This is a genomic window from Franconibacter helveticus LMG 23732 (genome assembly GCF_000463115.2).
GTDB lineage: Bacteria > Pseudomonadota > Gammaproteobacteria > Enterobacterales > Enterobacteriaceae > Franconibacter > Franconibacter helveticus.
In genome coordinates this window covers 16,572-43,490 of record NZ_AWFX01000011.1, presented here as the reverse complement: position 1 = coordinate 43,490, position 26,919 = coordinate 16,572, and the positions used below count along the sequence as shown (strand labels likewise).

29 protein-coding genes are annotated in these 26,919 nt (G+C 55.7%); 16 read left to right on the top strand and 13 right to left on the bottom strand.

All coding sequences use genetic code 11. The features are described 5' to 3' along the window. Entirely contained in the window at window positions 1-789 is a 789-nt protein-coding gene (gene fhuF / locus DW56_RS04335; RefSeq protein WP_024553347.1) for a siderophore-iron reductase FhuF, read from the top strand. A gap of 28 nt (window positions 790-817) precedes the next feature. Here the strand turns inward: fhuF and DW56_RS04330 are convergent, their stop codons facing one another. Both DW56_RS04330 and DW56_RS04325 read right to left on the bottom strand, forming a co-directional pair. Next, complete coding sequence (locus tag DW56_RS04330) at window positions 818-2,170, bottom strand: PTS sugar transporter subunit IIC (protein WP_024553346.1); 1,353 nt, start codon at window positions 2,168-2,170, stop codon at window positions 818-820. Window positions 2,171-2,183: 13 nt separating this feature from the next. Further along, the gene (locus DW56_RS04325) at window positions 2,184-2,489 is read right to left on the bottom strand and encodes a PTS sugar transporter subunit IIB (RefSeq protein ID WP_024553345.1); all 306 of its coding nucleotides are present in this window, start codon (window positions 2,487-2,489) and stop codon (window positions 2,184-2,186) included. Window positions 2,490-2,700: 211 nt separating this feature from the next. Here DW56_RS04325 and DW56_RS04320 point away from each other — a divergent pair, with 211 nt between their 5' ends. Continuing rightward, window positions 2,701-3,159 (top strand): YbaK/EbsC family protein, encoded by a 459-nt coding sequence (locus tag DW56_RS04320; protein WP_024553344.1) that lies wholly within the window; start codon window positions 2,701-2,703, stop codon window positions 3,157-3,159. 56 nt (window positions 3,160-3,215) lie between these two features. On the opposite strand, the gene bglJ is transcribed toward DW56_RS04320, so the two are convergent. The 4 genes from bglJ to pobA form a co-directional block, all read right to left on the bottom strand. Next, a complete protein-coding gene (gene bglJ, locus DW56_RS04315; protein WP_024553343.1) occupies window positions 3,216-3,869 on the bottom strand; it encodes a DNA-binding transcriptional activator BglJ in 654 nt (217 codons plus the stop codon). Continuing rightward, window positions 3,845-4,552: a helix-turn-helix transcriptional regulator gene (locus tag DW56_RS04310; protein WP_081711400.1), complete on the bottom strand. Its 708-nt coding sequence runs from the start codon at window positions 4,550-4,552 to the stop codon at window positions 3,845-3,847. The genes bglJ and DW56_RS04310 overlap by 25 nt, the downstream gene beginning before the upstream one ends. Before the next feature lie 332 nt (window positions 4,553-4,884). Continuing rightward, the gene (locus tag DW56_RS04305) at window positions 4,885-5,784 is read right to left on the bottom strand and encodes a helix-turn-helix domain-containing protein (RefSeq protein ID WP_024553341.1); all 900 of its coding nucleotides are present in this window, start codon (window positions 5,782-5,784) and stop codon (window positions 4,885-4,887) included. 50 nt (window positions 5,785-5,834) lie between these two features. Next, window positions 5,835-7,019: a 4-hydroxybenzoate 3-monooxygenase gene (gene pobA, locus DW56_RS04300; protein WP_024553340.1), complete on the bottom strand. Its 1,185-nt coding sequence runs from the start codon at window positions 7,017-7,019 to the stop codon at window positions 5,835-5,837. 294 nt (window positions 7,020-7,313) lie between these two features. Here pobA and DW56_RS04295 point away from each other — a divergent pair, with 294 nt between their 5' ends. The 12 genes from DW56_RS04295 (at window position 7,314) to DW56_RS04240 (ending at window position 18,258) form a co-directional block, all read left to right on the top strand. Next, complete coding sequence (locus DW56_RS04295; protein ID WP_024553339.1) at window positions 7,314-8,090, top strand: threonine/serine exporter family protein; 777 nt, start codon at window positions 7,314-7,316, stop codon at window positions 8,088-8,090. Further along, window positions 8,081-8,554, top strand: a complete 474-nt coding sequence (locus tag DW56_RS04290) for a threonine/serine exporter (protein WP_024553338.1) — start codon at window positions 8,081-8,083, stop codon at window positions 8,552-8,554. The genes DW56_RS04295 and DW56_RS04290 overlap by 10 nt, the downstream gene beginning before the upstream one ends. A 112-nt stretch (window positions 8,555-8,666) precedes the next feature. Next, window positions 8,667-9,308, top strand: coding sequence for a TetR family transcriptional regulator (locus tag DW56_RS04285; RefSeq protein ID WP_024553337.1), 642 nt, complete (start codon window positions 8,667-8,669; stop codon window positions 9,306-9,308). Window positions 9,309-9,352: 44 nt separating this feature from the next. Further along, complete coding sequence (locus tag DW56_RS04280) at window positions 9,353-9,808, top strand: MarR family winged helix-turn-helix transcriptional regulator (protein ID WP_024553336.1); 456 nt, start codon at window positions 9,353-9,355, stop codon at window positions 9,806-9,808. Between the two features lie 96 nt (window positions 9,809-9,904). Next, entirely contained in the window at window positions 9,905-10,333 is a 429-nt protein-coding gene (locus tag DW56_RS04275; RefSeq protein ID WP_024553335.1) for an organic hydroperoxide resistance protein, read from the top strand. Between the two features lie 218 nt (window positions 10,334-10,551). Continuing rightward, on the top strand, window positions 10,552-11,097 hold the full coding sequence (dnaT, locus tag DW56_RS04270; RefSeq protein WP_024562266.1) for a primosomal protein DnaT: 546 nt from the start codon (window positions 10,552-10,554) through the stop codon (window positions 11,095-11,097). Window positions 11,098-11,099: 2 nt separating this feature from the next. Next, window positions 11,100-11,837 (top strand): DNA replication protein DnaC, encoded by a 738-nt coding sequence (dnaC, locus tag DW56_RS04265; RefSeq protein ID WP_024555376.1) that lies wholly within the window; start codon window positions 11,100-11,102, stop codon window positions 11,835-11,837. A gap of 572 nt (window positions 11,838-12,409) precedes the next feature. Beyond that, window positions 12,410-12,922, top strand: a complete 513-nt coding sequence (locus tag DW56_RS04260; protein WP_024554520.1) for a YjjA family protein — start codon at window positions 12,410-12,412, stop codon at window positions 12,920-12,922. Window positions 12,923-13,250: 328 nt separating this feature from the next. Continuing rightward, window positions 13,251-15,539, top strand: a complete 2,289-nt coding sequence (gene opgB / locus DW56_RS04255; RefSeq protein WP_024554519.1) for a phosphatidylglycerol--membrane-oligosaccharide glycerophosphotransferase — start codon at window positions 13,251-13,253, stop codon at window positions 15,537-15,539. A gap of 95 nt (window positions 15,540-15,634) precedes the next feature. Next, window positions 15,635-16,951 (top strand): D-serine ammonia-lyase, encoded by a 1,317-nt coding sequence (dsdA, locus tag DW56_RS04250; RefSeq protein WP_024554518.1) that lies wholly within the window; start codon window positions 15,635-15,637, stop codon window positions 16,949-16,951. Between the two features lie 136 nt (window positions 16,952-17,087). After that, the gene (locus tag DW56_RS04245) at window positions 17,088-17,906 is read left to right on the top strand and encodes a DeoR/GlpR family DNA-binding transcription regulator (RefSeq protein WP_024554517.1); all 819 of its coding nucleotides are present in this window, start codon (window positions 17,088-17,090) and stop codon (window positions 17,904-17,906) included. After that, complete coding sequence (locus DW56_RS04240) at window positions 17,872-18,258, top strand: VOC family protein (RefSeq protein ID WP_024554516.1); 387 nt, start codon at window positions 17,872-17,874, stop codon at window positions 18,256-18,258. Before DW56_RS04245 ends, DW56_RS04240 begins: the two co-directional genes overlap by 35 nt. A gap of 51 nt (window positions 18,259-18,309) precedes the next feature. Here the strand turns inward: DW56_RS04240 and DW56_RS04235 are convergent, their stop codons facing one another. From DW56_RS04235 to tsr, 3 genes are all read right to left on the bottom strand, one after another. Next, a complete protein-coding gene (locus DW56_RS04235) occupies window positions 18,310-19,479 on the bottom strand; it encodes a YsnF/AvaK domain-containing protein (protein ID WP_024554515.1) in 1,170 nt (389 codons plus the stop codon). Window positions 19,480-19,520: 41 nt separating this feature from the next. Then, window positions 19,521-19,931: a DUF2382 domain-containing protein gene (locus DW56_RS04230; RefSeq protein ID WP_049293020.1), complete on the bottom strand. Its 411-nt coding sequence runs from the start codon at window positions 19,929-19,931 to the stop codon at window positions 19,521-19,523. Between the two features lie 414 nt (window positions 19,932-20,345). Continuing rightward, entirely contained in the window at window positions 20,346-22,013 is a 1,668-nt protein-coding gene (tsr, locus tag DW56_RS04225) for a methyl-accepting chemotaxis protein (RefSeq protein ID WP_024554513.1), read from the bottom strand. A 367-nt stretch (window positions 22,014-22,380) separates the two neighbouring features. Between tsr and DW56_RS04220 the strand changes: the two genes are divergently transcribed. After that, entirely contained in the window at window positions 22,381-22,704 is a 324-nt protein-coding gene (locus DW56_RS04220; protein WP_029589735.1) for a type II toxin-antitoxin system RelE/ParE family toxin, read from the top strand. Window positions 22,705-22,746: 42 nt separating this feature from the next. Next, window positions 22,747-23,043 (top strand): NadS family protein, encoded by a 297-nt coding sequence (gene nadS, locus DW56_RS04215; protein ID WP_024554511.1) that lies wholly within the window; start codon window positions 22,747-22,749, stop codon window positions 23,041-23,043. Between the two features lie 27 nt (window positions 23,044-23,070). Here the strand turns inward: nadS and DW56_RS04210 are convergent, their stop codons facing one another. Genes DW56_RS04210 through DW56_RS04195 form a run of 4 tightly spaced genes read right to left on the bottom strand, consistent with a single transcriptional unit; the run spans window position 23,071 to window position 26,915 of the window. Then, window positions 23,071-24,027: an ABC transporter ATP-binding protein gene (locus DW56_RS04210; RefSeq protein WP_024554510.1), complete on the bottom strand. Its 957-nt coding sequence runs from the start codon at window positions 24,025-24,027 to the stop codon at window positions 23,071-23,073. Beyond that, complete coding sequence (locus tag DW56_RS04205) at window positions 24,020-25,006, bottom strand: ABC transporter ATP-binding protein (protein WP_024554509.1); 987 nt, start codon at window positions 25,004-25,006, stop codon at window positions 24,020-24,022. The genes DW56_RS04210 and DW56_RS04205 overlap by 8 nt, the downstream gene beginning before the upstream one ends. Next, a complete protein-coding gene (gene ddpC / locus DW56_RS04200) occupies window positions 25,006-25,896 on the bottom strand; it encodes a D,D-dipeptide ABC transporter permease (RefSeq protein ID WP_024554508.1) in 891 nt (296 codons plus the stop codon). The genes DW56_RS04205 and ddpC overlap by 1 nt, the downstream gene beginning before the upstream one ends. Next, window positions 25,893-26,915 carry an ABC transporter permease gene (locus DW56_RS04195; protein WP_029589734.1) on the bottom strand — a complete coding sequence of 341 codons (1,023 nt, stop codon included), beginning with the start codon at window positions 26,913-26,915 and terminating at the stop codon, window positions 25,893-25,895. Before DW56_RS04195 ends, ddpC begins: the two co-directional genes overlap by 4 nt. Between the last annotated feature and the right edge of the window lie 4 nt (window positions 26,916-26,919).

Genomic DNA, 26,919 nt, shown 5'->3' with positions numbered 1-26,919 from the left:
ATGGCTTACCACTCATTTCAGATTGCTGATGATCTTATCTGGCGCACACCGCTCTACCAGCCCTCCTCTACGCTGGCAGAGTCTATACGCGAGGCGTTCACCACGCACCGCGCGCACTTTAATGACATCATTCGGCTGAATGAAACGCCGCCTGACGCGGCGATGACGCTGGCGCAGTGGGCGCATCCCGCCCGCCTGGCTTCCCTGATGGCTCTCTATTCCGATCATATTTACCGCAATCATCCTGCGCAGCCACGCGAGGCTAAGCCGCTGGTTTCACTCTGGGCGCAGTGGTATCTCGGTCTGCTTGCGCCGCCGCTGATGCTGGCATTGCTGACGCAACCCCAGGCTATTGCCGTTACGCCTTCCCATATTCATGTCGAATTTCATGAAACTGGCCGCGCTGCCTGCTTCTGGCTGAACGTACAGGAAGATTATCTTGCCAGCGCGTTATCCGCTCGCGAACGCGTTGAAAAACTGGTGGCGGAATGTTTGCAGCCGGTTGTAAATGCGCTTGAAGAGACCGGCGATATCAATGGCCGGCTTATCTGGAGTAACACGGGATATCTGCTTAACTGGTGTTTCGGTGAGTGGAAGAGTTTTCTTGGCGAGGGAACGGTAAACGCGCTTCGTGAAGCCTGCTTTTTTGAAAAACAGCTGCGCAACGGTCAAGATAATCCGCTCTATCGCACGGTGGTGCTGCGCGAAGGCTTGCTGGTTCGCCGTACCTGCTGCCAGCGTTATCGCCTGCCGGACGTGCAGCAATGCGGCGACTGCACGCTTAAATAAGCAACGGCGGGTTTCCCCGCCGTTTTCATTACGCCACCTGGCGCCCTTCTTCTTCCGTCTCTTTTTGCGCTTGCGCTTCTGCGGCTTCCTGAGCCAGCAGCTGCTTTTCATAGACTTTAAAGAACGGGAAGTAGATAACAGCAGAAATAACGGCTAACACCACCACCAGGATCGCCGCGCGGAAATCCCAGCCCAGCCCCCATGCGGCGCCAATCGGCGCAGGCGCGGTCCACGGCACGACAGAAATCACCCGGCCAATTAAATCAAGCTTCATCGCCGCCCATGCGATGATGGCGTTAACCATCGGCGCCAGCAAGAACGGGATAAAGAAGACCGGGTTCATTACGATAGGCGTGCCGAAAATAACCGGTTCGTTGATGTTAAAAATACTGGGGACTACGCTAAGACGGCCGATAGAACGCAGATGCACCGAGCGGCTGCGCAAATAACAGAGCACCAGCCCCATCGTCGCGCCGGAACCACCCACCACGATAAAGAACGTCCAGAACGCTTCCATAAAGATATGTGGCAACGGCGCGCCCTGCGCCAGCGCGCTCTGGTTCATGCCAAGGTTGGTCAGCCAGAACATTTGCAGCATGCCGGAAACAATAGCCGCGCCGTGAATGCCGGCGAACCAAAGCAGGTGGCCGACAAGCACCGCCAGCAAAATGGCAGGCAGGGAATCCGCCGCCGAAACCAACGGCTTAAAGATAGCCATAATGGCCTGCGGGATCAGCATGTCGAACTGCGCCTGAATAAAGAGGCTCAGCGGGTAAAGCGTCAGCACGACCACCAGCACCGGGATCAGCAAGTCGAAGGAGTTTTTGATCATCGGCGGCACTTGATCCGGTAAACGAATGCCGATGTTGTGCGCCTTCAGAAAACGCATCATCTCCACACAGTAGATCGCCACCAGGATAGCCGTGAAAATGCCGGTGCCGCCCAGGCTGTCCACCGGCAAAGTGCCTTTGGTTTTTGGCGCCGCCACCAGCAAAAAGGCCATCAGCGCCAACATAGCGCACATGAATGGATCAAGCTGATGAGATTTCGCGTAATGCTTGCCGAGGTTATAGGCGATGGCCGCGCAAATGTAGATAGACATAATGCCCATCGTCATATCAAACGGCGTCAAAATTTGCCCTTCAAACTGCTTTGCGAGATCGAGCCAGGCGCGAGCAAAACCCCAGGTGGTATCCGGTGAAAAAGGCGGATAGGCAAAAACCAGTAAAAAAGAACCGACAATCATAAACGGCATAGCGGAAATAAAGCCGTCGCGAATAGCCATGACGTGGCGTTGTGAAGAGATACGTCCGGCGATGGGGCTGACATAATTTTCAACGAAACGAAAAATCACATTAAAGGCGGCATGGTTGGCAGACATAGCGGCTCTCCTGTCAGGCTAATAACGCGAGTGCGTCAGCGAGAATTTTGTCGCCGCGCATCATTCCATAATCCATTGCATTAATGACGGATACAGGTATCTGGCTACTCGCTGCCTGCGCCCTGCACGCTTCAAGGTGGGTTTTTACCTGCGGCCCCAACAGGCAGCAGTCGTAATGAGAAAAAGTTTCGGTAAACGCGTTAATGCCCGCCGCATTAAGTTCCACAGCGATATTATGCTGCTCTGCGGCCTGCCTCATACGGTTTACTACCATGCCGGTCGACAGACCGGCGGCACAGCATACAAGGATACGTTTCATAGACGGCTCTTATTATTTACGGGATACAGGGTTGGTTACGGAACCAGTATTAATCGCGTAGAGCCGGGCTGCAACCGGTTACAGTAACCGGTTTCTGTGATTGTGAAGAAGATCCAGAAAACACTGACTTGTTAGCAGTCCGTTAATCAATAACAATCATCAGCCCGTTCTGGTTATATCAGTAAAGGAAAGTCTTCAGCAGGAGAAACGCATGAGTCTGGAATCTGTACGGCAATTTTTTGCCGAGAAAGCGCCCGACATCGTTATTATTGAACTTAACGAAAGCACAGCTACCGTTGCGCTGGCCGCCGCCGCGCACAACGTTGAACCCGGACAAATAGCCAAGACCCTGTCTTTAAAAGTAAAAGATGAAATCATTCTTATTGTGGCGAAAGGCGATGCCCGGCTGGACAATAAAAAACTGAAAGCGGCCTTTGGCGCCAAAGCGCGCATGTTAAGCACTGATGAAGTGATCACCTGGACAGGGCACCCGGTGGGAGGCGTCTGCCCCTTTGGCCTTGAGCATCCTCTGGCCGTTTATTGTGATGTGTCGCTTAAAGCGTATCAGGAAGTATTGCCCGCAGCCGGGGCCATTCACAGCGCCGTGCGTATTTCGCCATCGCGACTTGCAGAACTGACCGCCGCCCGGTGGGTGGATGTCTGCCAGTAAAGTAACGTGGTAAAAGCGAAAAAGCTCCGGCCAGGTTTCCCGCCGGAGCATGAAGATTAAAATGGCGTTGCGCGATGCAGCAGCATATCCGCGGCGTTAAGCAAACCGGCATCGGTATGCACGCCAAGTTTGAGCATGGCGTTAAACTTATGCGCGCGAATGGTCTTGATATTGCGCTCTAACTGAGAGGCGATTTGCGAAATGGAATAACCATCTGTTAAATAACGTAAGATGGTGCGCTCGGTCGGGCTTAAAAGCCGCGGCGCTGTTTTGATCGGGTTTGTTTTGCTTGCATGGTCAGCTTGCTTATTGTTTTCGTTCAGCACAGCGAGGAGATTTTCTGCAAAGGCGTTAAGCGGCAGGGATTTATTCAGCACGCCGTGAAATGTAGTCAGCGAGAGCTGGTTTATCAGACTCGCTTCAGATTCATTGTTCGCCATAACCAACCGCTTCATTTTTGGCCATGTTTTCGCGATTTCGCCAAAGAAGCTCAGGCATTCGCGCCGGTGTTCACGCGTGCCGGGCAATGAAAAAATAACCGCGTAAAAGGGTTCAACTTCCTGCGCGGCCATAAATTCACTCTGGTTCGTAAAAGTAAACACCTGATAGCGCGGCGCGTTATTTCCCTGCAATAATATACTTAAACCTACGGCGCTCATCACGCAACTTTCAATCAGGGCAATTCTTACATCTGATGCGATGTGTTCCATTCTGCCTTTTCCTTTTGCAATGAAAGCAAATTAAGTTCCTTAACGCCCTGTAAACTATTAATCCAGGCGTACATTTCTGCATTTCCTTTTAGCGACAATCTTTTCATGGCGCTATTTTTCTGCGCGCTAATAGTCTTATTACTTTTTTTAAGTAGTTGGGCTATTTGATTAATACCCCATCCTTTACCGAGCAAGCGTAATACTTGCCGTTCTGAAATCGTCAGCGTAGAAGCGAAGCGCACAGGCTCCTGCATATGCACATTGTAAGGCGACAACAATAGCTGGCTGATACGTTCCGCTCGCGCGCAGCCAAGGCGAACCGCATTCACTACGCCTTCTACGGTTTCTGTCGTGGCAAGCAGCGTGGTTTCAGGCCGCATCAGGTGTTCAACCGCCAGACTGAACACGCTTTTCGGCACCATGAAGATCCAGTGAATATCGGGTTGCTGCGCGATAAACTTATAATAAGCCTCGCATTCTGTTTGCGCTTCCTCAGCCTCAAAAGGAAGTTCAATAATTATCACACTCGCGCGCTGCACGACCACGGAAGGGAGTTCAGCGCTACGTTGGAAATGATGTAATTCAATATCTGGAAAATGCTGCGCAATAATAGCTTCAAGCCCGTTATGCATAACAGGCAACGTACTGACGATAATACCTTGCTTACAACGTCCTGGTAACATAGTTCCTCCGGCTAAATCCTTCCGGCAAAAAGCATGGCTTCCGATTAATTTAAGTTGATGAATAAGACAAATAAAAAGAAAAGTTATTCAGACGTTAACCAGAAAAGTCTACGCGCTGTTTCAATACAAATAGGATCTTTTACCTCACCGGAATGAGCAGCAGTCATTTTATGAACGCCCGGAGGCAGTGTCAACGCGGCAAAAATACAATAGTGGACTTCTTCACTTACTCATACAGCTTTATTAGAAATAACAGAAAACTGTGTATTAATAGATATGAATTAACGGTCATTTTAATAAGTAATATCGCAAAGAAATTATATAAACCGGTTTCATTTTTGTTTCTCTAAAGAAAAGGAAGCCGATGCGGCGGCGCTTCGAAACGTTTTGGGCGCGACGCCGACCTGGCGTCGAAAAAAACGGGAGAAGTAGGTTGCGTCGCTAAACCCCAAATGTTCCGAAATCTGACTTATCGTCATGGTGCTATAAAGCAGCATCCTGCGGGCTTCCAGAATCAGGCGCTGATGCATAAGCGCCAGCGCGCTGGCGCCATGAAACTCATGGCACAAGGTATTAAGGTGGGTGACAGAAAGCCCCAGCCGCCGCGCGTACTCCGTCACCGGGAGCTGCTCGCGGTAATGCCGCTCCAGCAGCTTTGAAAACTGGCGCATTACCGCTTTGTTTCGTTGAGGTCGTTGCACTCCCCCGTCGCCGGCGCAACACTGGCGGTTCAGCCAGACCAGTAACGCGCTGATAAGCGAGTGCAGCATTATTTCGCGCGCCAGTCCGTCACCTTCATATTCGCTTTGCAGCGTGCTGAATAACGCATTTATGCGATGACGCGACGCGTTAACCGGCAAACAGCCGGGCCGGGCAAGAACTTCCAGCGGCTGGCCGAAGCGCTGTTCGAAAAGCGCCACCAGCGGAGAAGAAAAAGAGAGCGAGAACCCCTGCGTACCGGGGGAAAATTTGAAGCTGTGGACGCACAGCGCCGGCACCACCTGAATACAGGCCTGAGACACATGCGTCTTTACCCCTTCAATTTCTATTTCCGCACTGCCTTTATGCAGGTAAAGCAGCTGAACGATATCCGCATGCTGATGAATGCGGATATGCCACTCATAAAGGCTGCTGCGGCTATGGATAGATTCGCAGTGCAGCAGATCCGGCGTCGGCCAGTTCAGGCTTTCACCATAGAGCGTAAATACAGGAACTGGCGTAACAGTGGTCATGCTCTCGCTTCTTTGCGCATTTTTAAAAATTGTAGAAGAGATCGTGCCGCTTACCGTACCGTTTCGAAAGGCAGTCCTACGTAATTTTCCGCGATCGTCGTAAGCCCGGCTTGCGACCCTAAAAAGTAGTCGCGCTCCGCCTGCTGCATTCGCCGATCAAACGCGCTTTGCTCCTGGAAATCGTGCAGCAGACGCGTCATAAACCAGCTGAACCGTTCGCCTTTCCAGACGCGCCGCAGCGCCAGCTGCGAATAGAGGCTCAATAAGTCCTGTCGTCCCTGCTGGTAAACGCCGCATAAAATACGATAGAGATAGTTAACGTCTGAAGCCGCCAGATTAAGCCCCTTCGCTCCCGTCGGCGGTACGATATGCGCCGCATCGCCTACCAGAAACAGCGAACCGTATTGCATCGGTTCCACTACGTAGCTGCGCAGCGGCGCGATGCTTTTCTCAAGCGAAGGTCCCGTCACGACTTTGCCCGCCAGCTCCTGCGGCAGGCGCCGCTTCAGCTCTTCCCAGAAACGCTCGTCAGTCCAGGTTTGCACGTTATCTGTCAAAGGCACCTGTAAATAATAACGGCTGCGCGTTAGCGAGCGCTGGCTGCAAAGTACAAAGCCCCGTTCATGGTGAGCGTAAATCAGTTCGTGGTGAACGGGCGGCGTATCCGCAAGCAGGCCAAGCCAGCCGAACGGATAAACGCATTCATATTCGCGCAGCACGCCGGCAGGGATCGCTTTGCGCGAAACGCCGTGAAACCCGTCGCAGCCAGCAATGTAATCACACTCAATGCGGCACGGCTCGCCCTCTCTGGTAAACGTCACATAAGGCGCGCCATCTTTAAGATTGTGCAACGCTACGTCGCTGACCCCATACAGCGTTTGCGCGCCAGCTTCGCTTCTGGCCTGCATTAAATCACGCGTCACTTCGGTCTGGCCGTACACCATAACCGACTTTCCGCCGCTCAGGGTTTTTAGCGCAAGCGGGATCCGTCGGCCATCAACCAGAAATTCAACCCCGTCATGCACCAGCCCTTCCGCCTCCATGCGCCGGTGCGCGCCCGCTTCACGCAACAGCTCCACAGTACCGCTTTCCAGAATGCCGGCGCGGATACGGCTAAGGACATATTCCGGCGTTTGCCGTTCAAGAATAATGTTGTCGATGCCTGCGTTATGCAGCAACTGTCCAAGCAGCAAGCCGGATGGCCCGGCGCCGATGATCAGAACCTGAGTTTTCATAGGGTCGCTCGCCTCGGTTAGTTATGAAATTGTTGTTTTTATGTTTCATAAATGCGTGAAAATGCATTTTTCACCGTGGGGAACAGGATGAGAAGGTCAATTTCGAGTTAAAAGTTGCACTTTTCGACACTTACTCATTTTTGCGGCGCAGCTCAACTTTTACTGCGGTGGTTAAAAACGGCAGCAACCCGCTGAAAAATTGATCTGTCTGCGCCTGCGCCGTTTTCGCCTTGTGCTACAACCTTTCCTCGCCTTTTGCGCTCTTCGGGCGCTTCACTTTACGGCAGGTTAATCATGGAAGCCGAACGTTCACCGCAGCGCGCCATCACCCGGCTTTGCATCGAGTGCGGCCTTTTTCTGTTGCAGCACGGCGCGGAAAGCGCGCTGATTGAAGAACTCTCCACGCGGCTTGGGCGGGCGCTGGGTGTGGACAGAGTGGAGAGCGCCATCTCCGCTAACTCCATTGTCTTAACCACCATCAAAGACCACCGCTGCATCACCACCACAAGAAAGAATGTCGATCGCGGTATTAACATGCATGTCGTCACCCAGGTGCAGCACATCGTTATCATGGCTGAGCACAAGCTGCTGGATTATCGGGATGTCGAAAAGCGCTTCGCGCAGATCAAACCGCTGCGCTACCCGCGCTGGCTGGTGGTGATCATGGTGGGGTTGTCCTGCGCCTGCTTTTGCAAAATGAATAACGGCGGCTGGGATGGCGCGCTGGTCACCTTCGTCGCCAGCACTGTCGCCATGTATGTGCGTCAGGTATTAACCAGCCAGCATCTTCATCCACAAATTAACTTTTGCATTACCGCGTTTGTGGCGACAACCATCTCGGGCATGATGCTGCGGCTACCGCCTTTTACGCAGGTGCCGACCGTAGCGATGGCGGCAAGCATCCTGCTGCTGGTGCCTGGTTTTCCGCTGATTAACGCCGTCGCTGATATGTTCAAAGGCCACGTCAACACCGGGCTTGCGCGCTGGGCGATGGCAAGCATGCTGGCGCTCGCCACCTGCATCGGGGCGATAATAGCGCTGGCGTTATGGGGATTGCCGGGATGGGCATAATCAACATAGCGGTTTTGTTGCTACAGGATATGGCGCTGTCGGCAATTCCGGCGGTGGGGTTTGCCATGGTTTTTAACGTGCCCCTGCGCGCGCTGCCGTGGTGCGCCCTTCTTGGCGCCATCGGCCATACTTCACGCACGGCGATGATGCTCAGCGGGTTAAATATTGAATGGAGTACGTTTCTTTCCGCCATACTCGTCGGCAGCATCGGCATTCAATGGTCCCGCTGGTATTTAGCGCACCCGAAGGTATTTACCGTCGCGGCGGTGATCCCGATGTTCCCTGGCATTTCCGCCTACACGGCGATGGTTTCCGCCGTTAAGCTCAGCCACTTCGGCTATGATGAGGCTTATCTCATCGCGCTGGTGACCCATTTCTTAAAGGCCTCGTCTATTGTCGGCGCGCTTTCTGTCGGCCTGTCGCTGCCGGGATTGTGGCTATACCGCAAACGGCCGCGCGTCTAAGCCGCCTGACTCTCTTTTTGGCTTAACGCAGAGAAATGCGTGCGCAGGCTTGTGCATCGCGCTCGCGCTGCCATAATCGGCCTGCTCATCCCTGCGGGACCAAGGAGTTGTAGTGGAAAATCATGAGGTTTACCTTCCCGGCTGCTTTGACGAAGCGAGCCTGAAAGAAAAAATTTTCTTCAGCGCCATCTCTCTCTTTGCCGAGTATGGCCTTAACGGCGCGCGTATGGAGCAAATAGCCGAAAAGGCAGGCACCACCAAACGCATGGTGGTCTACCACTTTAAAACCAAAGAGCGGCTCTATGTGCAGGTGCTGGAGTATGTTTACACCCAAATCCGCGCCAGCGAGAAAGCGTTAAACCTGGGCGCGATGCCGCCGGTCGAAGCGATGGTGCAACTGGTGGAAGCGAGTTTCGACTACCATGCCGCGCACCCGGATTTTGTCCGCATTATTTGTATGGAGAATATGCAGCGCGGCCGTTATATGCGCGAGTCCGCCTGGATCCGGGATATCAACCGCAGCGCCCTGACGCTGCTGGAAGAGATCCTCGCTCGCGGGCAGGCGCGACAGCTTTTCAGCAAACAGGTTAACGCCCGCGACGTTCACCGCCTGATAAGCAGCTTTAGCTTTCACCATGTCGCTAACAGCTACACCTTCTCTATGCTCTTTGAGGAAGAGACCGACAACCGCGCGCAACTCGACTATTATCGGGAAATGGCCGTTCAGGTTGTCTTGCGTTATATCTGCCCTTAAAAAATAACTTGCAATTAAATTGTGCGCTACCTATATTCATACATATGAAGACGACCATGCCCGATAACGAAGATACAACGCTGCGGCTGGATAACCAGCTCTGCTTCGCGCTCTATTCCGCAAGCCTTGCGTTGAATAAGCTGTACCGGCAACTGCTGGCGCCGCTTGGCATTACCTACCCCCAGTATCTGGTGTTGATGGTGCTGTGGGAGCAGGACGACATCACGGTTTCGCAAATTGGCGAGCGGCTGTTTCTGGATTCCGCCACCCTTACGCCGCTTCTGAAGCGGATGGAAAGCGCTGGCCTGCTGCTGCGTCAACGCTCGCGGGAAGATGAACGCCAGGTCGTGGTGACGCTCACCCAGGCCGGGCGGGATTTACAGGCGAAAGCATTAACGCTGCCGGAATCCGTACGCTGCGCCGCAAGTTGCGACGTCGACACGCTGGTCAGCCTGAAGCAGCAGCTTGAAGTTTTTCGCGACAGCCTGAATAAAGCGTAACGCCCTCCTGCGGGAGGGTTTAAAAAATCCCATTTAAATAGCGCACTATAATATAGCGCAGTTAAACAATCAACGAGAAACGATGAGGAACCTGCCATGTCATTAGAAAAAGTCATTTATACCGCTAAAGCAAAAGCCACCGGAGGCCGTGATGGCCGCGCGACTTCCTCAGACGGCGTGCTTGACGTAAAACTTGGCGTGCCAAAAGAAATGGGCGGCATGGGCGGCGAAGTGACCAACCCGGAACAGCTGTTCGCCGCTGGCTACTCCGCCTGCTTTTTGGGCGCGATGAAGTTTGTTTCCGCCCGCGACAAAATCACTCTGCCGAAAGAGGCGTTTATTGAAGGCGAAGTGGGCATCGGGCCTTTGCCGACCGGTTTTGGCATCGAAGCGAAACTGAATATCCATCTGCCAGGTATGGACGCGGCTGAAGCGAAAAAACTGGTCGATGCGGCGCACATTGTTTGCCCTTATTCCAACGCGACCCGCGGCAACATCGACGTAACGCTGAACATTATTAATTAATGCGCTGAATTAGCGGCAAAAGCCTCAATACTGCCCTGCCAGGGGAAATCCAGGCGCGTAAGGCAACGCGCGCGCCTGCTCTTTTTTTCAACAAATCTTCGCTTTCCCGTTCCTGAGCGCTCAAACAGAGAGCGCGTCTGTGCTACTATGAAGCCATAAACGCTTTTCGCGTCCCCCTTCAAGCGAACCTTAGCTAACCCTTTGATTGAGAAAGTTTTATGTCTTCCAGAGTTTTAACCGCCGACATCGTGGACATCAACGCCTTCCGGGGCGATCACGACCACGCGCTGGAAAAGGCTGAACGCGGCGCCGTGGCGGTTTTTGAAAATAACGCCCCGGCTTTTTACGCCGTTACGCCGGAACGCATGGCAGAGTTGCTGGCAAAAGAAGCGCAGCTCGCCGCGCCGCAGACAGACGTGGTTCTGGACGCACAGTTATATGAAGAGTTTGCCGACCCCGCGCAGCCCGTTCCGGCGCCAGGCGGCAAGTTTCGCATGTATCTGGGTTGGCAGCCCGACGCCGATTTCCAGCGTATGGCGGCGCTATGGGGCATTCCGCTTTCCCAGCCCGTCACGGCGCAGGAACTCGCCTCTTTCGTCGCCTACTGGCAGGCGGAAGGCAAAATGTTTCACCATATCCAGTGGCAGCAGAAGCTGGCGCGCAGCGTACAAATGAATCGCGCTACGTTTACCAGTTCCGCACGACGCGACGTGAATGCCATTCCACAGCCGGATGACCAGATCCCCGACGGCTTTCGAGGTTAAAAATGAAAAACGTCACTGACCTGATGACGCGCCTGAAGCGGCTCATGCCGCCCGAAGTCACGCCCGCGTTTAAAACCGGCGAAGAGCTTCTCGCCTGGCAACAGGAACAGGGGCGCATCCGCTCGGAAGCCATTGAGCGTGAAAACCGGGCGATGAAAATGCAGCGTACGTTTAACCGCTCCGGCATTCGCCCGCTGCACCAGAACTGCTCCTTCGACAACTACCGGGTTGAAAACGAAGGCCAGATGAATGCGCTTAATAAAGCGCGGCAGTATGTCGAAGCGTTTGATGGCAACCTCGCCAGTTTCGTCTTTGCGGGCAAACCCGGCACAGGCAAAAACCATCTTGCCGCCGCAATCTGTAATGAACTGCTGTTGCGCGGCAAGTCGGTGATGGTCATTACCGTGGCCGATATTATGTCGGCGATGAAAGACACTTTCGGCAACCGCGAAACCAGCGAAGAACAACTGCTTAAGGATCTCAGCACCATCGATCTTCTCGTTATCGACGAGATCGGCATGCAAAGCGAATCGCGTTACGAGAAAGTGATCATTAACCAACTGGTCGATCGTCGATCATCCTCAAAACGCCCGACCGGCATGCTGACCAACCAGAACATGGAAGAAATGACCCGCCTTCTTGGCGAGCGGGTCATGGATCGTATGCGGCTGGGTAATAGCCTGTGGGTTAACTTTAACTGGGAAAGCTACCGCAGCCGCGTAACCGGCAAAGAGTATTAAGCCGCCTGCCCACGGGTATCTTTCGTCCACCAGAGGCAAACTGATAAGCTTCGCCCGCACTGAATCTGGCTTACGCCGCCAGCGACGGGCGAAGGCTTTAGCGTCAAAATCCTCCTTCGCAAAGCTGGCTATCAGCGCCGTAAGCTCTGCGTCATCCCATCGGGCGCCGTGGCGCGGGTAGCGCTCTTTAAGCAACGCATGGCGAGAAAAATCGAGTTCAATCATCCCCACCCCCTGCGTCACGGTTTTATGCCCGAAGCCCGGCAATAACCCGCTTTGCTTAATGGCCCGACAGGCGCTGATGAACTGCCGGATACCGCGAAAATGGCGCTTTTTGTGGCGCATATTAACGGCTCCCTGTTGACGCGCTAACGTTCACTCTGCCCATCCGTCAGGCTTTCAGCCACTCTTTATCTGGCAAAATGCGTACTCCCTTCCAGGAAAAAACTGGAAATTGCCGCTATGCGGGCTGTTTTGCGCGTTAACGCGCAGCGAGGGCTTATTTCCTTCACCGGCGTCGTTATACTCGGGCCAGTGTTCCGGCGTTATAGCCACAACAGAGAGTAAGCGTGATGAAAGCAGTAAAACGAATCTGCCTCGCGGCCATCGCCGCAGGCCTTATGATGAGCGCCGGCGTCCAGGCCGCAAGCTGGCAGGAATCCCTTTCCAGCGCCGCAACCCAGCTTAGCCAACAGAGCGGCAACGGCGCTAACGCCACCCCATCCCAACCGGGCGGCCTGTCGCTCTCCTCGCTCACCGGCCTGCTTAACGGCGGCGCCTCAACGCTGAGCGCGGAAACCATGCCTAATGCGGCGGGCATTCTGCAATATTGCATTAAGCAGAAACTGGTTAGCGCCACCAGCACAGAGAATATTAAAAACCAGGTTATGGAAAAGCTCGGCATCACCACGCCGCAAGAACAGCAGCAAGAGCCGGATTTTTTACAGGGCGCGCAGGGTCTGCTTGATACGGGCGACGGTCAGCCTTTGAATCTGAATAACATCGGCACCACGCCGCTGGCGCAGAAGGTAAAAACCAAAGCCTGCGACATCGTACTGAAACAGGGCGTTAACTTCCTCTCCTGATATTTATCCTGGCGCTCTGCGGCGCGCCGGGAACGTTTTCTTCCCCTCTTTTCGCCTGTCTGCCTGAGAAACTGGTTAGCCAAGCCCGACGACTTTCGTATTGCCAGCGCTCTCCGCCCCGCCGCCCGGATAAACGTTTTACCGCTGACGATTCGCCGCAACAGCGGGATGAGATACACCTCAAAAATTCACGTATCTAAACCAATTCCGAACAACAGCACAAAACCATGACACTAGAATTGCAGGAGCGTGACAGCAAAGTTAGATTGTTGCGCTGAAAAAGTGGTATTAAGCCTGTCGGCGTGAGCCGTTTTGTGAGGGTGCGGTAGTGTCAGAATTGCTTTCCGTGGTCTTTTTTCTCGCCTCCGTGGCGATTTACGCCTTTAAAGCGGGCCGCAATACGTGGTGGTTTATCGCCACGCTGGTGGTATTAGGGCTGTTTGTTATCCTGAACATTACCCTTTACGCCAGTAACTATTTTACCGGCGACGGCATCAACGATGCTGTGCTTTATACCCTTACCAACAGCCTGACCGGCGCTGGCGTAACAAAATACATTCTGCCTGCCGCCGGGTTAATCGTCGTGCTGGTCGGCGTGTTCAGCCTGCTTGCATGGGTGCTGCGCCGCCGCCGTCATCCTCACCATCTTGGCTACAGCCTGCTGGCGCTGGTGCTGGCGCTGGCGTCGGTAGACGCCAGCCCGGCGTTTCGTCAGATAACCGAGCTGGTTAAATCGCAAACCCGCGACGGCGATCCGGACTTCGCGACCTATTACAAAGAACCGAATAGAACCATTCCCGACCCGCAGTTAAACCTGGTTTATATTTACGGCGAGAGCCTGGAGCGCACCTATTTCGACGAGCAGGCGTTCCCGCAACTGGCGCCGGAGCTGAGCGCGTTGAAAAACGAAGGGGTCGATTTCAGCAAAACGATGCAGCTTCCCGGCACCGACTACACCATCGCCGGCATGGTCGCCTCGCAATGCGGCATTCCGCTTTTCGCGCCGTTCGAAGGCAACGCCTCGGCTTCGATGTCGAGCTTCTTTCCGCAAAATATCTGCCTTGGCGATATCCTGAAAAATTCCGGCTATGAAAACTATTTTATGCAGGGCGCAAACCTGCGTTTCGCCGGAAAAGATGTGTTCCTGAAATCGCACGGTTTTGACCATCTTTATGGCGCGGAAGAATTAAAAAGCGTGGTGGAAGACCCGGCTTACCGTAACGACTGGGGCTTTTATGACGACACGGTGCTTGACCAGGTCTGGAAAAAATATGAGGCGCTTTCGAGCGCGGGCAAACGCTTCTCGCTTTTTGCACTGACGGTAGATACCCACCACCCGGACGGCTTTGTCTCCCGCACCTGCCAGCGTAAAAGTTATGCCTTCGACGGCAAGCCGAACCAGTCGTTTAGCGCCGTCTCCTGTAGCCAGGAGCATATCGCTGCGCTTATCAACAAAATCAAAGCCTCGCCTTACTTTAAAAACACCGTCATCGTGGTCTCTTCCGATCACCTGGCGATGAACAATACGGCTTACAAATACCTGAGCAAGCAGGATCGCGAAAACCTGTTCTTTGTTTTGCGCGGCGACAAACCGCAGCAGGATGTAGTCGCGGTGAAGCGCAGCACCATGGATAACGGCGCAACGGTGCTGGATATTCTGGGAGGCGATAACTTTATCGGTCTTGGGCGCAGCAGCCTTTCCGGCCAGTCGCTTTCTGCCGTTTTCCTGAACATGAAAGAAAAGGTGCTCGCCTGGAAGCCGGACATTATTCGCCTGTGGAACTTCCCGACCAAAATCGACGATTTCACGGTCGACCAGCAGAAAAAGACCATCGCGTTTTCCGGTAGCCGTTTCCATCTGCCGCTTCTGCTGCGCGTTTCCGATAAAAAAATTGAGCCGCTGCCGGAAAGCGAATACTCGGCGCCGCTGCGCTACCAGCTGGCGGAGTTCGCCCCGCGCGACAATTTCCTGTGGGTGGATAACTGCTACAAAATGGCGCGCCTCTGGTCGCCGGAACTGGCGCTCTCGACCGATCTTTGCGTCTCGCAGGGCCAGCTTGGCGGCGAGCAAAAAGTGCAGCGGGTGGATAAAGCGACCTGGCAGGGGAAAGCGGCCTTTCGCGATACCGTTATCAGCACCGATCGCTATCAGCGCAACGTCGATCTCCTGAAAATCGTCGATAACGATATTCGTTATAAAGCCGACAGCTTCGTTTTTAACGTTGCAGGCGCGCCGGAAGAAGTTAAACAGTTCACCGGCATTTCTCGCCCGGAATCCTGGGGGCGCTGGTCGAACGCGCAGCTCGGCAATGAAGTGAAGATTGAATATAACGCGCCGCTGCCGGAAAAATTCGACCTGGTGATCACCGCCAAAGCCTTTGGCCCGAACGCTAACAAGCCAATCCCGGTGCGGGTGGGGAATAAAGAACAGGTGCTGACGCTTGGCAACGATGTCTCTACCACCACCCTGCACTTTGAAAACCCGTCACGCAGCAACACGCTGGTGATAGTGCCGCCGGAGCCGCAGACCACCAACGAAGGGAATATTCTCGGCCACTCGCCGCGCCAGCTTGGCATCGGCATGGTGGACATCAAAGTGGTTAATGCCGAAGGCTAACCCCCCGCCGCAGGCAGTTACCCGCCTGCGGCGCATCCTGATACATTCCCTTGCTGTTATGCTGCTTTTTTCTTTTTTCGATATGCGAGAACGCCATGACCACGCCCTCCCGCGACGAACTCATCGCCGCTTTTCCTTTGCTTAAAGACCTTATCGCCTTGCGGGAAACCGCCTGGTTTAACCCTGCTTGCACCCCTCTCGCCGAAGGGTTGCCTTATGTGGGGCTGAATGAGAACGACGTGCGCGACGCCGAAGCCCGCCTTGCGCGCTTTGCTCCCTATATTGCAGAGGTTTTTCCGCAAACGCGCGCGACGCACGGCATCATCGAATCAGACGTAGTGCCTGTGCCTGCCATGCAACATGCGCTGGCGCAGCGCTATGGCGCGCCTTTACCTGGCGCGCTGTGGCTAAAAAAGGACAGTCACCTGCCCATCTCCGGCTCCATTAAAGCGCGCGGCGGCATCTACGAGGTGTTGGCCCATGCAGAGAAACTCGCCCTGGAAGCCGGTTTGCTGAGCGTAGAAGATAACTACAGCAAGCTTGCCAGCGCCGCGTTTCGCCAGTTCTTCAGCCAGTACCGCATCGCTGTCGGCTCCACCGGCAACCTTGGGCTCTCGATAGGCATCATGAGCGCAAAGCTTGGCTTTAAAGTGAGCGTGCATATGTCTGCCGATGCCCGTCAGTGGAAGAAAGATAAGCTGCGCGAACACGGCGTGGAGGTCGTGGAATATGAGCAGGATTACAGCGTGGCGGTGGAACAGGGGCGTAAGGCAGCGCAAAGCGACCCGCGCTGTTTTTTTATCGACGACGAAAACTCCCGCACGCTGTTTCTTGGCTACGCGGTGGCTGGCGAAAGGCTTAAACAGCAGTTCGCGGCAAAAGGGATCAACGTTGACGCTGATCACCCGCTACTGGTTTACCTGCCCTGCGGCGTAGGCGGTGGTCCGGGCGGCGTCGCCTTTGGCCTGAAGCTTGCTTTTGGCGATAACGTCCACTGTTTTTTCGCCGAGCCTACCCATTCTCCCTGCATGTTGCTCGGCGTACATACGGGGTTGCATGATGCGGTTTCGGTTCAGGAGCTGGGAATTGATAACGTCACTGCCGCCGACGGTCTGGCTGTCGGTCGCGCATCCGGCTTCGTCGGTCGCGCCATGGAGCGTTTAATCGACGGCTACGTTACCGTTGCCGACGAAACGCTTTTTTCGCTGCTGCGCCTGCTGCATGAAGAAGAGCGCATCACGCTTGAGCCTTCCGCGCTGGCAGGCATGCCAGGCCCGTGGCGGCTGACATCAGACTACCTCTCCCGCTTTACGCCAGCGCAGCTTAACCACGCCACGCATCTGGTCTGGGCAACCGGCGGCGGCATGGTGCCGCAGGCGGAGCAGGAAAAGTATCTGCTCGCAGGCCGCTAACGCCTTTTTCGTCTCTGCGTTCGCCCGTGCGATCCGGTAAAGCGTTACCCGGATCGCATTTTTTATCCTGTCAGATGTTCATTTTTGTACATTCATCTACATTCATGATCGCTCACCTTAACCGAAGCCTGCCCGTATGAAGCTTTTCCCCGACGAACGGCAAACCATCATCCTGAATATCCTGAAAGAAGATGGCAAAGTGATGGCCGCCGACCTGGCGCTGCGCCTTGGCGCTACCGAAGCGACTATTCGCCGCGACCTGCGCGAGCTGGCGCGCCAGGGGCGCTGCAAACGCACTTATGGCGGCGCGCTGCTGCCGTCGCCAGCCAGCGGCACGCCGCTGATGCGACTTGCCATAAGCGCCGACGAAAAACAGGCGCTGGCGCAGGCGGCGCTACAAATCCTCTGCCCCGGACAGCTTTTATTTCTGGACGCAGGCAGCACGCACCTGCTGCTGGCGGATTTGCTGCCGCGCGACAGTGAACTGACCGTAGTGACCAACAGCGTTGATATCGCAGCCCAGCTGCTGGCGAAGCCGGGGATCCGCACCATTATGCTCGGCGGAGAGCTGAACGAGCAGACAGGCGGCGCGCTGGATATCCGGGCGCTGGAACAGCTGAGACCCTTTCGCTTCGACGTGGCGTTTATCGGCGTTTGCGCCTTTGAAACAGAGAGCGGCTTCGGCGCGCTTCATTACCAGGATGCACAGTTCAAGCAGCAGCTTCTGGCCCATGCGGGCAGCGTTGCCGTGTTGTGCAGCAGCGACAAGCCCGGCCGCTTCGCCCCGTACCGCTTTATGGGCGCAGGCGATGTTGACTACCTTGTGACCCTACGCGGCGCCCACCCGGAAATGGAGCTGGAAGTTCGCCAGCACGGCGGCGCCCTGCTTTATGCCACCCCGTATGAAGGAGAAAAGAGCCGTGAAAATAACGCACATCGCACTCTGGACGAATGATATCGACGCGCAGGCGCAGTTCTGGGCAGACTGGTTCCACGGCGAAGCAGGCGAGCTTTACGTCAGCAAAAACCGCCCTGGTTTTATGTCGCGCTTTGTAACGCTACAGGAAGGCGCCACGCTTGAACTGATGTCGCTCCCCTCGCTTCCTGGCGGACCTGCGGATAAAGAACATACCGGCTGGGCGCACATCGCACTCAACGTAGGCGACAAAGAAGCTGTCGAGGCGCTGGCAACGCGCGCGAAAGAAGCGGGCATTTTGCTGAGCGGGCCGCGCATGACGGGCGACGGCTTTTATGAAGCGGTGTTGAAAGATCCGGATGGCAACCTGGTAGAGATAGTGGCGGGTTAAGGGCAAAAAAACCCGCACTGCGAAACAGCGCGGGCGGGTTTTGCTCAGGGATTATTTACGCAGCAGCGGATCGTCGTCATCCGTCAGGCGGTCGCGGTCGGTGTCGCTGGTCAGGCGATCGGTGCCTGATTTATCCACCTCCACTTCCTGACGGCGCACAGTATCTTTCACTGTTTCCACGCGCTCATTACCTTCGGTACGCAGCCCCACTTCTTCACGCACGCGGGCCGTTTTGTTAACCGTCGGCACTTCGTGAGACTCTTCCACTTCGATGGTTCTTTCAGACCAGTCGACATCGTTCAGATAAGCCGGTTCGTCGACGGCGCGGCGGAACATATCGGCGTGCTGATCGAAAAGCGAAATATCTTCAGAAACATCTTCTTCAACCGTATAACGACGCAGACGGACCACGCCGTCGCTCACGCGGCGTTTACCGATATCCACCTGCTCTTCAGCCAGCTTCAGCGTCTCGTCACGCTCGTCGCCCGTTAGCGCGCCGGCGGCGGTGGATACCGCGCTGCCAGGCGTACCGGTGTAGCCGCGGTTACTGATGTCATCATCATCCACAAGGCCAGTACCGGTGCGGCCCGTCACATCGCGATCGCGCAGCGTATCGTCACCTACATAGTCAGCGCCGCCTTGTGCCGTCAGGGTGCGATCGCGGGTAACGTCATCTGCATCCGGGACGGTGTCGTCGCTGGTGCCAGGCACTTTTTGGGAAGGATCGTTAATGGTGCTACCCGCAACGCCTGCGCCCGCTACGCCCACGCCAGCAAGCCCGCTGTTCAGGCTGCCTGTGCTACGGCCGGTGCCGGTCACGTCGTCGGTTTCACCCATAAATTCGCGGTCGAGCTCTGCGTTATCCGCATTTTTACCGGCGCCGTAGCTGCCATAAGAGCCAGACGATGCATAATCGGATGAGTATTCATCCAGCAACGCTTCTATGCGATCCGCTTCATCTTTATGTACGCGCGCCGTCAGCAGCACGCCGCCGGTACGAATCGCCTGGTTGTACTCTTCTGCGTAATCATCATCAACGTCATCGCCAAACAGACGCTGCCAGAAGCTTGGGTGGCGTATCTCTTTATCTTCAACCCGCAGCCGTTCACCTGAGATGATATCGATATTGTGTTCCGCGATACCTTCTGCAATCAGTTTCTCTTTTGCCACTTCCGCCTGCTGCAGCTGTTTAAAAGCAGTAACGATTTTCTCATGTGCCATAACAGATTCTCCTCGTGCTTCGGTTTTGGGTTACGTTCCGTTTATTCCTCGTCCGTGGAAATATCAAACTCCTGGCGTCGCAAAATAACAGTTTCCTGATAAGGTTCGGTCGTTTTCACTTTACGAATATGGACTTCCTCTTTCAGGACATAACGCCTGATAATTTCAACTTGCTCTTCTATTACCGGGATAATTAACGTATCCCCTTCTTCACGAACCTGCGGAATGTTATTTTCTTCAACAGGTACATTTTTTAGGACATGCTCGACGACGACCTGTTCCTGAGATAATTCTGTTTCGAGCACTTTCTCCTCTGAGTGGGTAGTTCGGGTTAAGCGAACGCGGCGATCCACAACTTTCGTTTTAGTGATTTCCGCCTGTTCTTCGGCCAGCGTTAGCGTCTGCTCTGCGCCTGGCTTTGTCGTTTCGTTATCATCATGTTTATCTGACATAGCGATTCCTGGCTCTGGTCGATTATCCTGAAAACGTTCACTTAATAAATAGTCATTATTCAATCACATAGTTATAAGCATAGACTACGGCACGGGAGAGAAATTAAAGCGGAGCAAATGAAATTGTTAATAAATATAAAAATGCTGCTGGCGTACGTAATTAATAAAAATCAAAGCCTGAAAATTGACGATTAATTACGCAACGCGAGTTCTTTTACCGTCTCGCTTAACAGAAGCCCTGATGAAAATAAGCGAAGCGTAAATAAAAAATCTCTGCGAATTTAATTTTTAAACGCCGTTCAATATAGCTAAGAATATTCCGTATGTTTTACCAGGCGACGCCGTTTATTTCCGCTGCGTTAAAAAAGAAAACCCCTGTCGCAGGACAGGGGTTTTTCGTTTACCAGCGTGGGATCAGAAGGTTTCCCAGTTATCGCCGCCCTCGGCAACGGCAGGTTTACGGGAGACCACCGGCGCAGCGGGCGCTTTCGGCACAACCGGCGCCTGCGCCGCTTCACGCGCATCCTGTTTGATGCGAAACACAGTAACGGCCTGCGTCAGACGGCTTGCCTGCTCTTCCAGCGCGGCGGCGGCGGCGGCGGATTCTTCCACCAGCGAGGCGTTCTGCTGGGTGACGCGGTCCATTTCAGAAACCGCCAGGCCCACCTGATCAATACCGCGGCTCTGTTCATCAGAAGCAGAGGCGATTTCTCCCATGATGTCCGTTACGCGGGTTACAGCGCTGACGATTTCCCCCATGGTTTCGCCCGCGCTTTCCACAAGCGTGGAGCCGACGTCAACTTTGCTGACGGAGTCGTCGATAAGGCCTTTGATCTCTTTCGCGGCCTGCGCGCTGCGCTGCGCCAGGTTGCGTACTTCGCCTGCGACGACAGCAAACCCACGGCCCTGTTCGCCTGCGCGCGCGGCTTCCACCGCGGCGTTAAGCGCCAGAATGTTGGTCTGGAATGCAATACCGTCGATAACGCTCGTGATATCAGCGATTTTCTGCGAGCTGCCAGCGATGTCGCGCATGGTCTGCACCACGTTATCCACGACTTTGCCGCCTTTTTGCGCCGTTTCGGAGGCGCTCAGCGCCAGCTGGCTTGCCTGGCGGGCGTTCTCGGCGTTCTGCTTCACCGTCGCGGTCAGCTGTTCCATGCTGGCGGCGGTCTCTTCCAGCGACGCCGCCTGCTGCTCGGTGCGGGAAGAGAGATCGTTATTGCCGGCTGAGATTTCGCTGGCGCCGCTGTAGATGGCGTCAGCGCCGGTACGCACCACGCTTACGGTACGAACCAGTTCGCCCTGCATATGGCGCAGGCTGTTGGCCAGTTGGCCCATTTCATTGCTGCCTTCCACTTCAATGCGGCGCGCCAGGTCGCCGCTGGCGATATGACGAATACTCTCAATCAGGCTGTTGAGCGGCGCGAGCAGCGCTTTTTGGATGCCGAACCAGACGGCGATGATCACAGCCAGTACGACCGCCAGCACGCCAATCAGGATCCAGATAGCGAGGCTGTAAGAGCCGTTGTTGCCATCTACCGCCAGCTGATAGAGGCCGTCGTTTTGCTGCATGTAATCGTTATATTCTTTCTCGAAGCCATCCTGGTATTTCTGGGTCGGCTGGTCGAAAAAGTCGTTGATCTTGCCGGCGCCCAGCAGCTGGATAAGCTCAGACAGCGCGCCATGATAGATATCGTAGTTGCGCTTGATCTCTACCGCGGCCTGTTCGCTCTGGCGCGGATCGCGCGGCAGCGCCTGATAGGCGGCCCACTTCTCTTCCGCCTGCTTGAGCGTGGTGCTGGCAATCTGCATCAACTCGTTTACGGTCGCACCGCTGCCCATGTTATTGGCATCCATCATGTAACGGATACCGGCACGGTTCAGGGTGTTGCGGGTCTGGAGCAACGCCACCCAGCTGGCATTCAGCGTCGACTGCTGCTGGCGGATGGTTTGCAGAATAGTGAAGTTCTCTTTGTCATTCTTGATGGCATTGAAGAACAGACCACCGGAAGCCATTTGTAAAATCCCAAATAGCCCCAGCACAAATAATAAGCTGGTAACAACTTTGACTCGGTTTAACATGGTTTCTCATTTCCGGTACGACAGAGTCACTGGTTTCGGCACATATCGGAAAAACTTTACACAAAGTGAAGGGTTTTCATGGTCCCGCGGCTGTGGTCCGGCCTGTCTTCGTTTTTGCATAGCATTAGTTACTTCGCGGACGTAATCGCTTGCCATTTTATTTTATCGAAGCAGTTCGCAGTTGCGCTGAACCAGGAAAATACCGGGACCTATTTTTAAGCAACCGGAAATCTTCTACGGTAATGTTTCCTCAAGGCATGTAAGCACAGCCACTTTGTTAAAACCTTCGTTTACTGGCGACGACATAAAATTGACTGTCGTACCCTGTACGATAATAATAGTTAAGCGTCATGGAGTGACGACAAACGTGGAATACCTTGAATTTATTGAGACCGCCGCTTTCACCAGGACAAGAAAAAATCTTATGGCGGAGGACGAGCTCCGTGAATTCCAGGCCTGGTTGCTGGAGAACCATGAACTGGGCGATACCGTAGCGGGAACGGGCGGGTGCAAAAAGGTTCGCTGGAATCGTCCGGGTTCTGGTAAATCAGGCGGCCTGAGGATCATTTATTATGTCAGAGCGGCCAGCGGCAGAATTTACCTGATCGTCATGTACCCAAAAAACACGCAGGAGAACCTGACCAATCAACAAAAAGCGCAGATCAAATCCGCGCTACAACAGATGAATTAATTCGCCTGAAGCGACGAAACCTTCTAAAGCGAGGAGGCATTTATGGACGACAAATTGTTTAATGAGCTTCTGACCGGCATTAACGAAATGGTGGCGATTGAGAAAGGCGAAACCCAGCCAGCGTCGGAACAGGTGCACAGGCATCCTGTGCCGGATGTCAAAATTCTGCGCCAGCGTTTCGGTATGAAGCAGCAGGAATTTGCTGAAGCGATGGGTGCAAGCGTCGATCTTGTTCGCTCATGGGAGCAGAAACGTCGAATCCCTTCCGGTGTTGCTCTCAAAATGCTACGTCTGCTTGAGCTTAACCCTGCGCTTATCCATGCCCTGAAAACGGCATGAAAGAGCCCGCCGCTGGCGGGTTCTGTTTTATCTGGCCTGCTTAACCTCCGCCGCCCGCCAGCACCTGACCGCGCAATCGTCCTTGCCTTCGCGCAGCGCCTGCGGCTGTTCGCAGCCTTGCGTCGCCAGCGGGCAGCGGTCGCGAAAGTAGCAGCCCTGCGGCAGCCTGCGGTTGCCGGGCAGTTCGGTTTTGCGCGGCGCGTCTTCAGGCAACGCCCGCCCCGCCTGCGGCACCGATTCCAGCAGCAGCCTCGTGTAGGGATGCTGCGGCGCGCCAAGCACCTGCTGCGCCTCGCCCAGTTCGACAATCTGCCCAAGGTACATCACCGCCACGCGGTCGCTCATGTGGCGCACCACCGAAACGTTATGCGAAATCAGCACATAGGTGAGGTTGCGCTGCTGCTGGAGCGTCACCAGCAGATTGAGGATCTGTGCCTGCACCGAGATATCCAGCGCCGAGGTAGGCTCGTCCAGCACGATGATATCGGGCTCTGAAGAGAGCGCCCGGGCGATGGCGATGCGCTGGCGCTGGCCGCCGGAAAAGGCGTGCGGCAGCCGGTCGAGATACTCCGGACGGATGCCCACCTGCAAAGCCAGCTTCTCCGCCAGCGCCCGGCGCTCGTTTTCACTGTTGTGCTTCTGGATCCAGACCGGCTCAGTGATGATGCGCCACACCGGCAACCGGGGGTCGAGCGACGAAAGCGGGTCCTGGAACACCATCTGCATGCCGCTCCCCGCCCAGGAGTTGGGCGCGCGGACGCGGCTGCATTCGCCCGAACTGGGTTTCAGCATGCCCATGAGCAGCTGCGCCAGCGTGCTTTTGCCGCAACCCGACTCGCCGACAATGCCAAGCGTTTCGCCGCGGCGGATTTGCAGATCCATACCGTTTATGGCATGAACCCGTTCAGTTACACGCCCAAGCCAGTTGCGGCGCGCCGGAAAATTCACATGTACGTCATCAAGTTCCAGCAGGATGTCAGACATGGGTTACCTCTCCTTGCGGATACCAGCAGGCGGCTTGCTGGCCGGGTGCTGCGCACGGGCGCAGCGCTGGCTTTTCGCCGCAGCGCGGCCCTGCCGCAAAACAACGGTCACGAAAAGCGCAGCCGGTCGGCAGTTGGGTAAGATTCGGCACCGTGCCCGGGATGGCGGGCAGCGGCGCGCGCGGCTCGCCGTTCTCCGGCGCGCAACGCAGCAGCCCGAGCGAATACGGGTGCACCGGGCGGTCAATCAGCTGCGCTGTCGGGCCGCTCTCAATCACTGCCCCGGCGTACATGACATACATGCGGTCGCAAAGCTGCGAGACCACCGCCATGTCATGGCTGATGAAAAGCACCGCCGTACCGCTCGCCCGCGCTTTTTGCTTCAGCAGGCGCAGCACCTGGCGCTGCACCGTCACGTCCAGCGCGGTGGTCGGCTCATCGGCAATAATCAGCTGCGGCTCACATGAGAACGCAAGCGCAATCATCACCCGCTGGCGCATGCCGCCGGAAAGCTCGAACGGGTAGCGCGCCATAACCTGTTCTGCGTCCGGGATCTGCATTTCATCCAGCAGGGCGATCGCTTTTTGCTTCGCCGCATCGCGGGAAAGCGACTGATGCTGGCGGATCACTTCCACCATTTGTTTGCCGATGCGCCGCGTCGGGTTGAGCGCCGTCATCGGCTCCTGGAAAATCATCGATACCCGCGCGCCGCGCCACTGACGCAGCTGTTTTTCGCGGGCATTCAATATATCTTCGCCCAGCAGCGAAATACTTCCGCTGCGAATGCGGTAGCTTCCCTCCGGCAGCAGGCGCATCGCCAGCATCGCCGTTACCGACTTACCCGAGCCGGACTCCCCTACAAGGCCCACTATTTCGCCGCGCTTTACCTCAACGGAGACGCGGTTCAGCGCGCTCACTTCGCCGCGCCAGACCGGGAAACTCAGTTGCAGATCGTCAATTTGCAGTACGGTGTCGCTCATCAGTTTCGTCCTCCCGCTTTTGGATCCAGCAGATCGCGGATGCCGTCGCCAAACAGGTTAAAGCCCACGGCGGTGATAAGGATCGCCGCGCCCGGGAAGGTGCAGTACCACCACTGGTCGAGCACATAGTTGCGGCCAATCGCCACCATGGCACCCCACTCCGCCGAAGGCTGCTGCGCGCCAAGGCCGATAAAGCCCAGCGTGGCGGCCATTAATATGGCGCTGCCGATATCCAGCGAGGCCTGCACCACCAGCGGCGGCAGGGCGTTGCGTAGAATGTGCCAGCTAATCAAATGCCAGCGCGAAGCCCCAAAGGTGCGGCTCGCCTGTACGAAAGTGAACTGGCGCACCACCAGCGTCTGCCCGCGCGCGAGGCGCACATAAAACGGAATGCGCACAATAGCGATAGCGAGCATGGCGTTAAACAGGCTGGGGCCGAGCGCCGCCGCCAGCGCCATGGTCAGCACCAGCGAAGGAATAGAGAGCATAATATCCATCAGGCGCATGATGGCGGCGTCGCCGCGCCCGCCGATCACGCCGGATAAACAGCCGAGCAGCGAGCCGATGCCGCCTGCAATCACCACCACCACCAGCCCGGCTGTGACGGATTGCTGGCTGCCCACCAGCACGCGGCTGAAAAGATCGCGCCCCACTTCATCGGTGCCGAACCAGTGCAGCGCGGATGGCGGCTGCAACCGCGCGGTGAGATCCAGCGCGTTGGGATCGTAAGGCGTCAGCCACGGCGAGAAGATCATTAACAGCAGCATCAGCGCCATGATGATGCCGCCTGCCAGCGTCAGCGGGCTGCGGCGCAGCAGCCAGAAGGTTTTCGCCCAGTCGATGCGGCGACGGCGCACAGGGGCGACGGCTCTCTCTTCGGTTAACATCATTGCGTATCCCCCCGACCGATGCGCGGATCGATCCACAAATAAAGCAGGTCCACCAGCAGGTTAACCAGCACGTAAGCAAACGACACCACCACCGCAAAGCCCATCACCGCCGGAAAATCGAGCGCCTGGATAGAGGCCACCACATAAGCGCCCATGCCCGGCCAGGCAAAGACCGTTTCCGTCAGTACCGCGCCGTACAGCAGGTCGCCCAGCGCCAGGCCAAGCACCGTGACGGAAGGAATAAGCGCATTGGGCAGCGCATAGCGCAAAATGATGTACCAGCCCGGCAGCCCGCTCGCTTTGGCGGTGCGGATGTAATCTTCGCTGAGCTGCTCAAGCATCGCGGAGCGGATCTGGCGCGCCACAATGCCAAGGTGTACAAAAGCGAGCGTCAGCGACGGCAGGATCAGATGCTGGAGAGCGTTGAAAAAGACCTCCGGCTCGCCCGCCAGCAGCGAGTCGATCAGATAAAAGCCGGTAACGCGGGCGGGCGGGTCGAGCCAGTCATCCAACCGCCCGCTGCCCGGCAGGATCTGCCAGTGGCCGTAAAAAAGGACTATGACGCCAAGCCCCAGCCAGAAAGCGGGGGTAGAGATGCCGGTGATCGCCATCAGCCGCACCAGATGGTCGAGCCAGCGGTTGCGGTAAACGGCGGAGAGAATGCCGAGCGGAATGCCGATGACCATCGCCAGCACCAGCGAGCAGAGCGCCAGCTCAAGCGTCGCCGGGAAGAAGGTTTTGAGATCCGCCAGCACCGGCCGCCCGGTGCGGATCGACGTCCCCAGATCGCCCTGAAAAAGATCGGCCACGTAGCGATAAAACTGCACGTAGAGCGGTTGATCCAGCCCCAGTTGCTGGCGGATGTGCTGCACGATTTCATCCGTCGCGCGATCGCCCGCCAGCAGGCGCGCCGGATCGCCCGGGATCATATGCGAAATAATAAAAGTAATGACGCAGACGCCCGCCATTACCAGAACAAGCCCCCAGCTGCGCTGGCGCAAAATAGTCCAGAAAGTCATAGGC

Coding starts and splice junctions, on each gene's coding strand:
- dnaT (WP_024562266.1), top strand. CDS start 10,552: ATGTCTTCCAGAGTTTTAACCGCCGACATCGTGGACATCAACGCCTTC.
- DW56_RS04260 (WP_024554520.1), top strand. CDS start 12,410: ATGAAAGCAGTAAAACGAATCTGCCTCGCGGCCATCGCCGCAGGCCTT.
- DW56_RS04305 (WP_024553341.1), bottom strand. CDS start 5,784: ATGACCACTGTTACGCCAGTTCCTGTATTTACGCTCTATGGTGAAAGC.
- DW56_RS04210 (WP_024554510.1), bottom strand. CDS start 24,027: ATGTCTGACATCCTGCTGGAACTTGATGACGTACATGTGAATTTTCCG.
- dsdA (WP_024554518.1), top strand. CDS start 15,635: ATGACCACGCCCTCCCGCGACGAACTCATCGCCGCTTTTCCTTTGCTT.
- pobA (WP_024553340.1), bottom strand. CDS start 7,019: ATGAAAACTCAGGTTCTGATCATCGGCGCCGGGCCATCCGGCTTGCTG.
- DW56_RS04235 (WP_024554515.1), bottom strand. CDS start 19,479: ATGGCACATGAGAAAATCGTTACTGCTTTTAAACAGCTGCAGCAGGCG.
- DW56_RS04320 (WP_024553344.1), top strand. CDS start 2,701: ATGAGTCTGGAATCTGTACGGCAATTTTTTGCCGAGAAAGCGCCCGAC.
- DW56_RS04195 (WP_029589734.1), bottom strand. CDS start 26,915: ATGACTTTCTGGACTATTTTGCGCCAGCGCAGCTGGGGGCTTGTTCTG.
- bglJ (WP_024553343.1), bottom strand. CDS start 3,869: ATGGAACACATCGCATCAGATGTAAGAATTGCCCTGATTGAAAGTTGC.
- DW56_RS04330 (WP_024553346.1), bottom strand. CDS start 2,170: ATGTCTGCCAACCATGCCGCCTTTAATGTGATTTTTCGTTTCGTTGAA.
- DW56_RS04230 (WP_049293020.1), bottom strand. CDS start 19,931: ATGTCAGATAAACATGATGATAACGAAACGACAAAGCCAGGCGCAGAG.
- DW56_RS04275 (WP_024553335.1), top strand. CDS start 9,905: ATGTCATTAGAAAAAGTCATTTATACCGCTAAAGCAAAAGCCACCGGA.
- tsr (WP_024554513.1), bottom strand. CDS start 22,013: ATGTTAAACCGAGTCAAAGTTGTTACCAGCTTATTATTTGTGCTGGGG.
- DW56_RS04310 (WP_081711400.1), bottom strand. CDS start 4,552: ATGTTACCAGGACGTTGTAAGCAAGGTATTATCGTCAGTACGTTGCCT.
- fhuF (WP_024553347.1), top strand. CDS start 1: ATGGCTTACCACTCATTTCAGATTGCTGATGATCTTATCTGGCGCACA.
- DW56_RS04290 (WP_024553338.1), top strand. CDS start 8,081: ATGGGCATAATCAACATAGCGGTTTTGTTGCTACAGGATATGGCGCTG.
- nadS (WP_024554511.1), top strand. CDS start 22,747: ATGGACGACAAATTGTTTAATGAGCTTCTGACCGGCATTAACGAAATG.
- dnaC (WP_024555376.1), top strand. CDS start 11,100: ATGAAAAACGTCACTGACCTGATGACGCGCCTGAAGCGGCTCATGCCG.
- ddpC (WP_024554508.1), bottom strand. CDS start 25,896: ATGATGTTAACCGAAGAGAGAGCCGTCGCCCCTGTGCGCCGTCGCCGC.
- DW56_RS04245 (WP_024554517.1), top strand. CDS start 17,088: ATGAAGCTTTTCCCCGACGAACGGCAAACCATCATCCTGAATATCCTG.
- DW56_RS04295 (WP_024553339.1), top strand. CDS start 7,314: ATGGAAGCCGAACGTTCACCGCAGCGCGCCATCACCCGGCTTTGCATC.
- DW56_RS04205 (WP_024554509.1), bottom strand. CDS start 25,006: ATGAGCGACACCGTACTGCAAATTGACGATCTGCAACTGAGTTTCCCG.
- DW56_RS04280 (WP_024553336.1), top strand. CDS start 9,353: ATGAAGACGACCATGCCCGATAACGAAGATACAACGCTGCGGCTGGAT.
- DW56_RS04325 (WP_024553345.1), bottom strand. CDS start 2,489: ATGAAACGTATCCTTGTATGCTGTGCCGCCGGTCTGTCGACCGGCATG.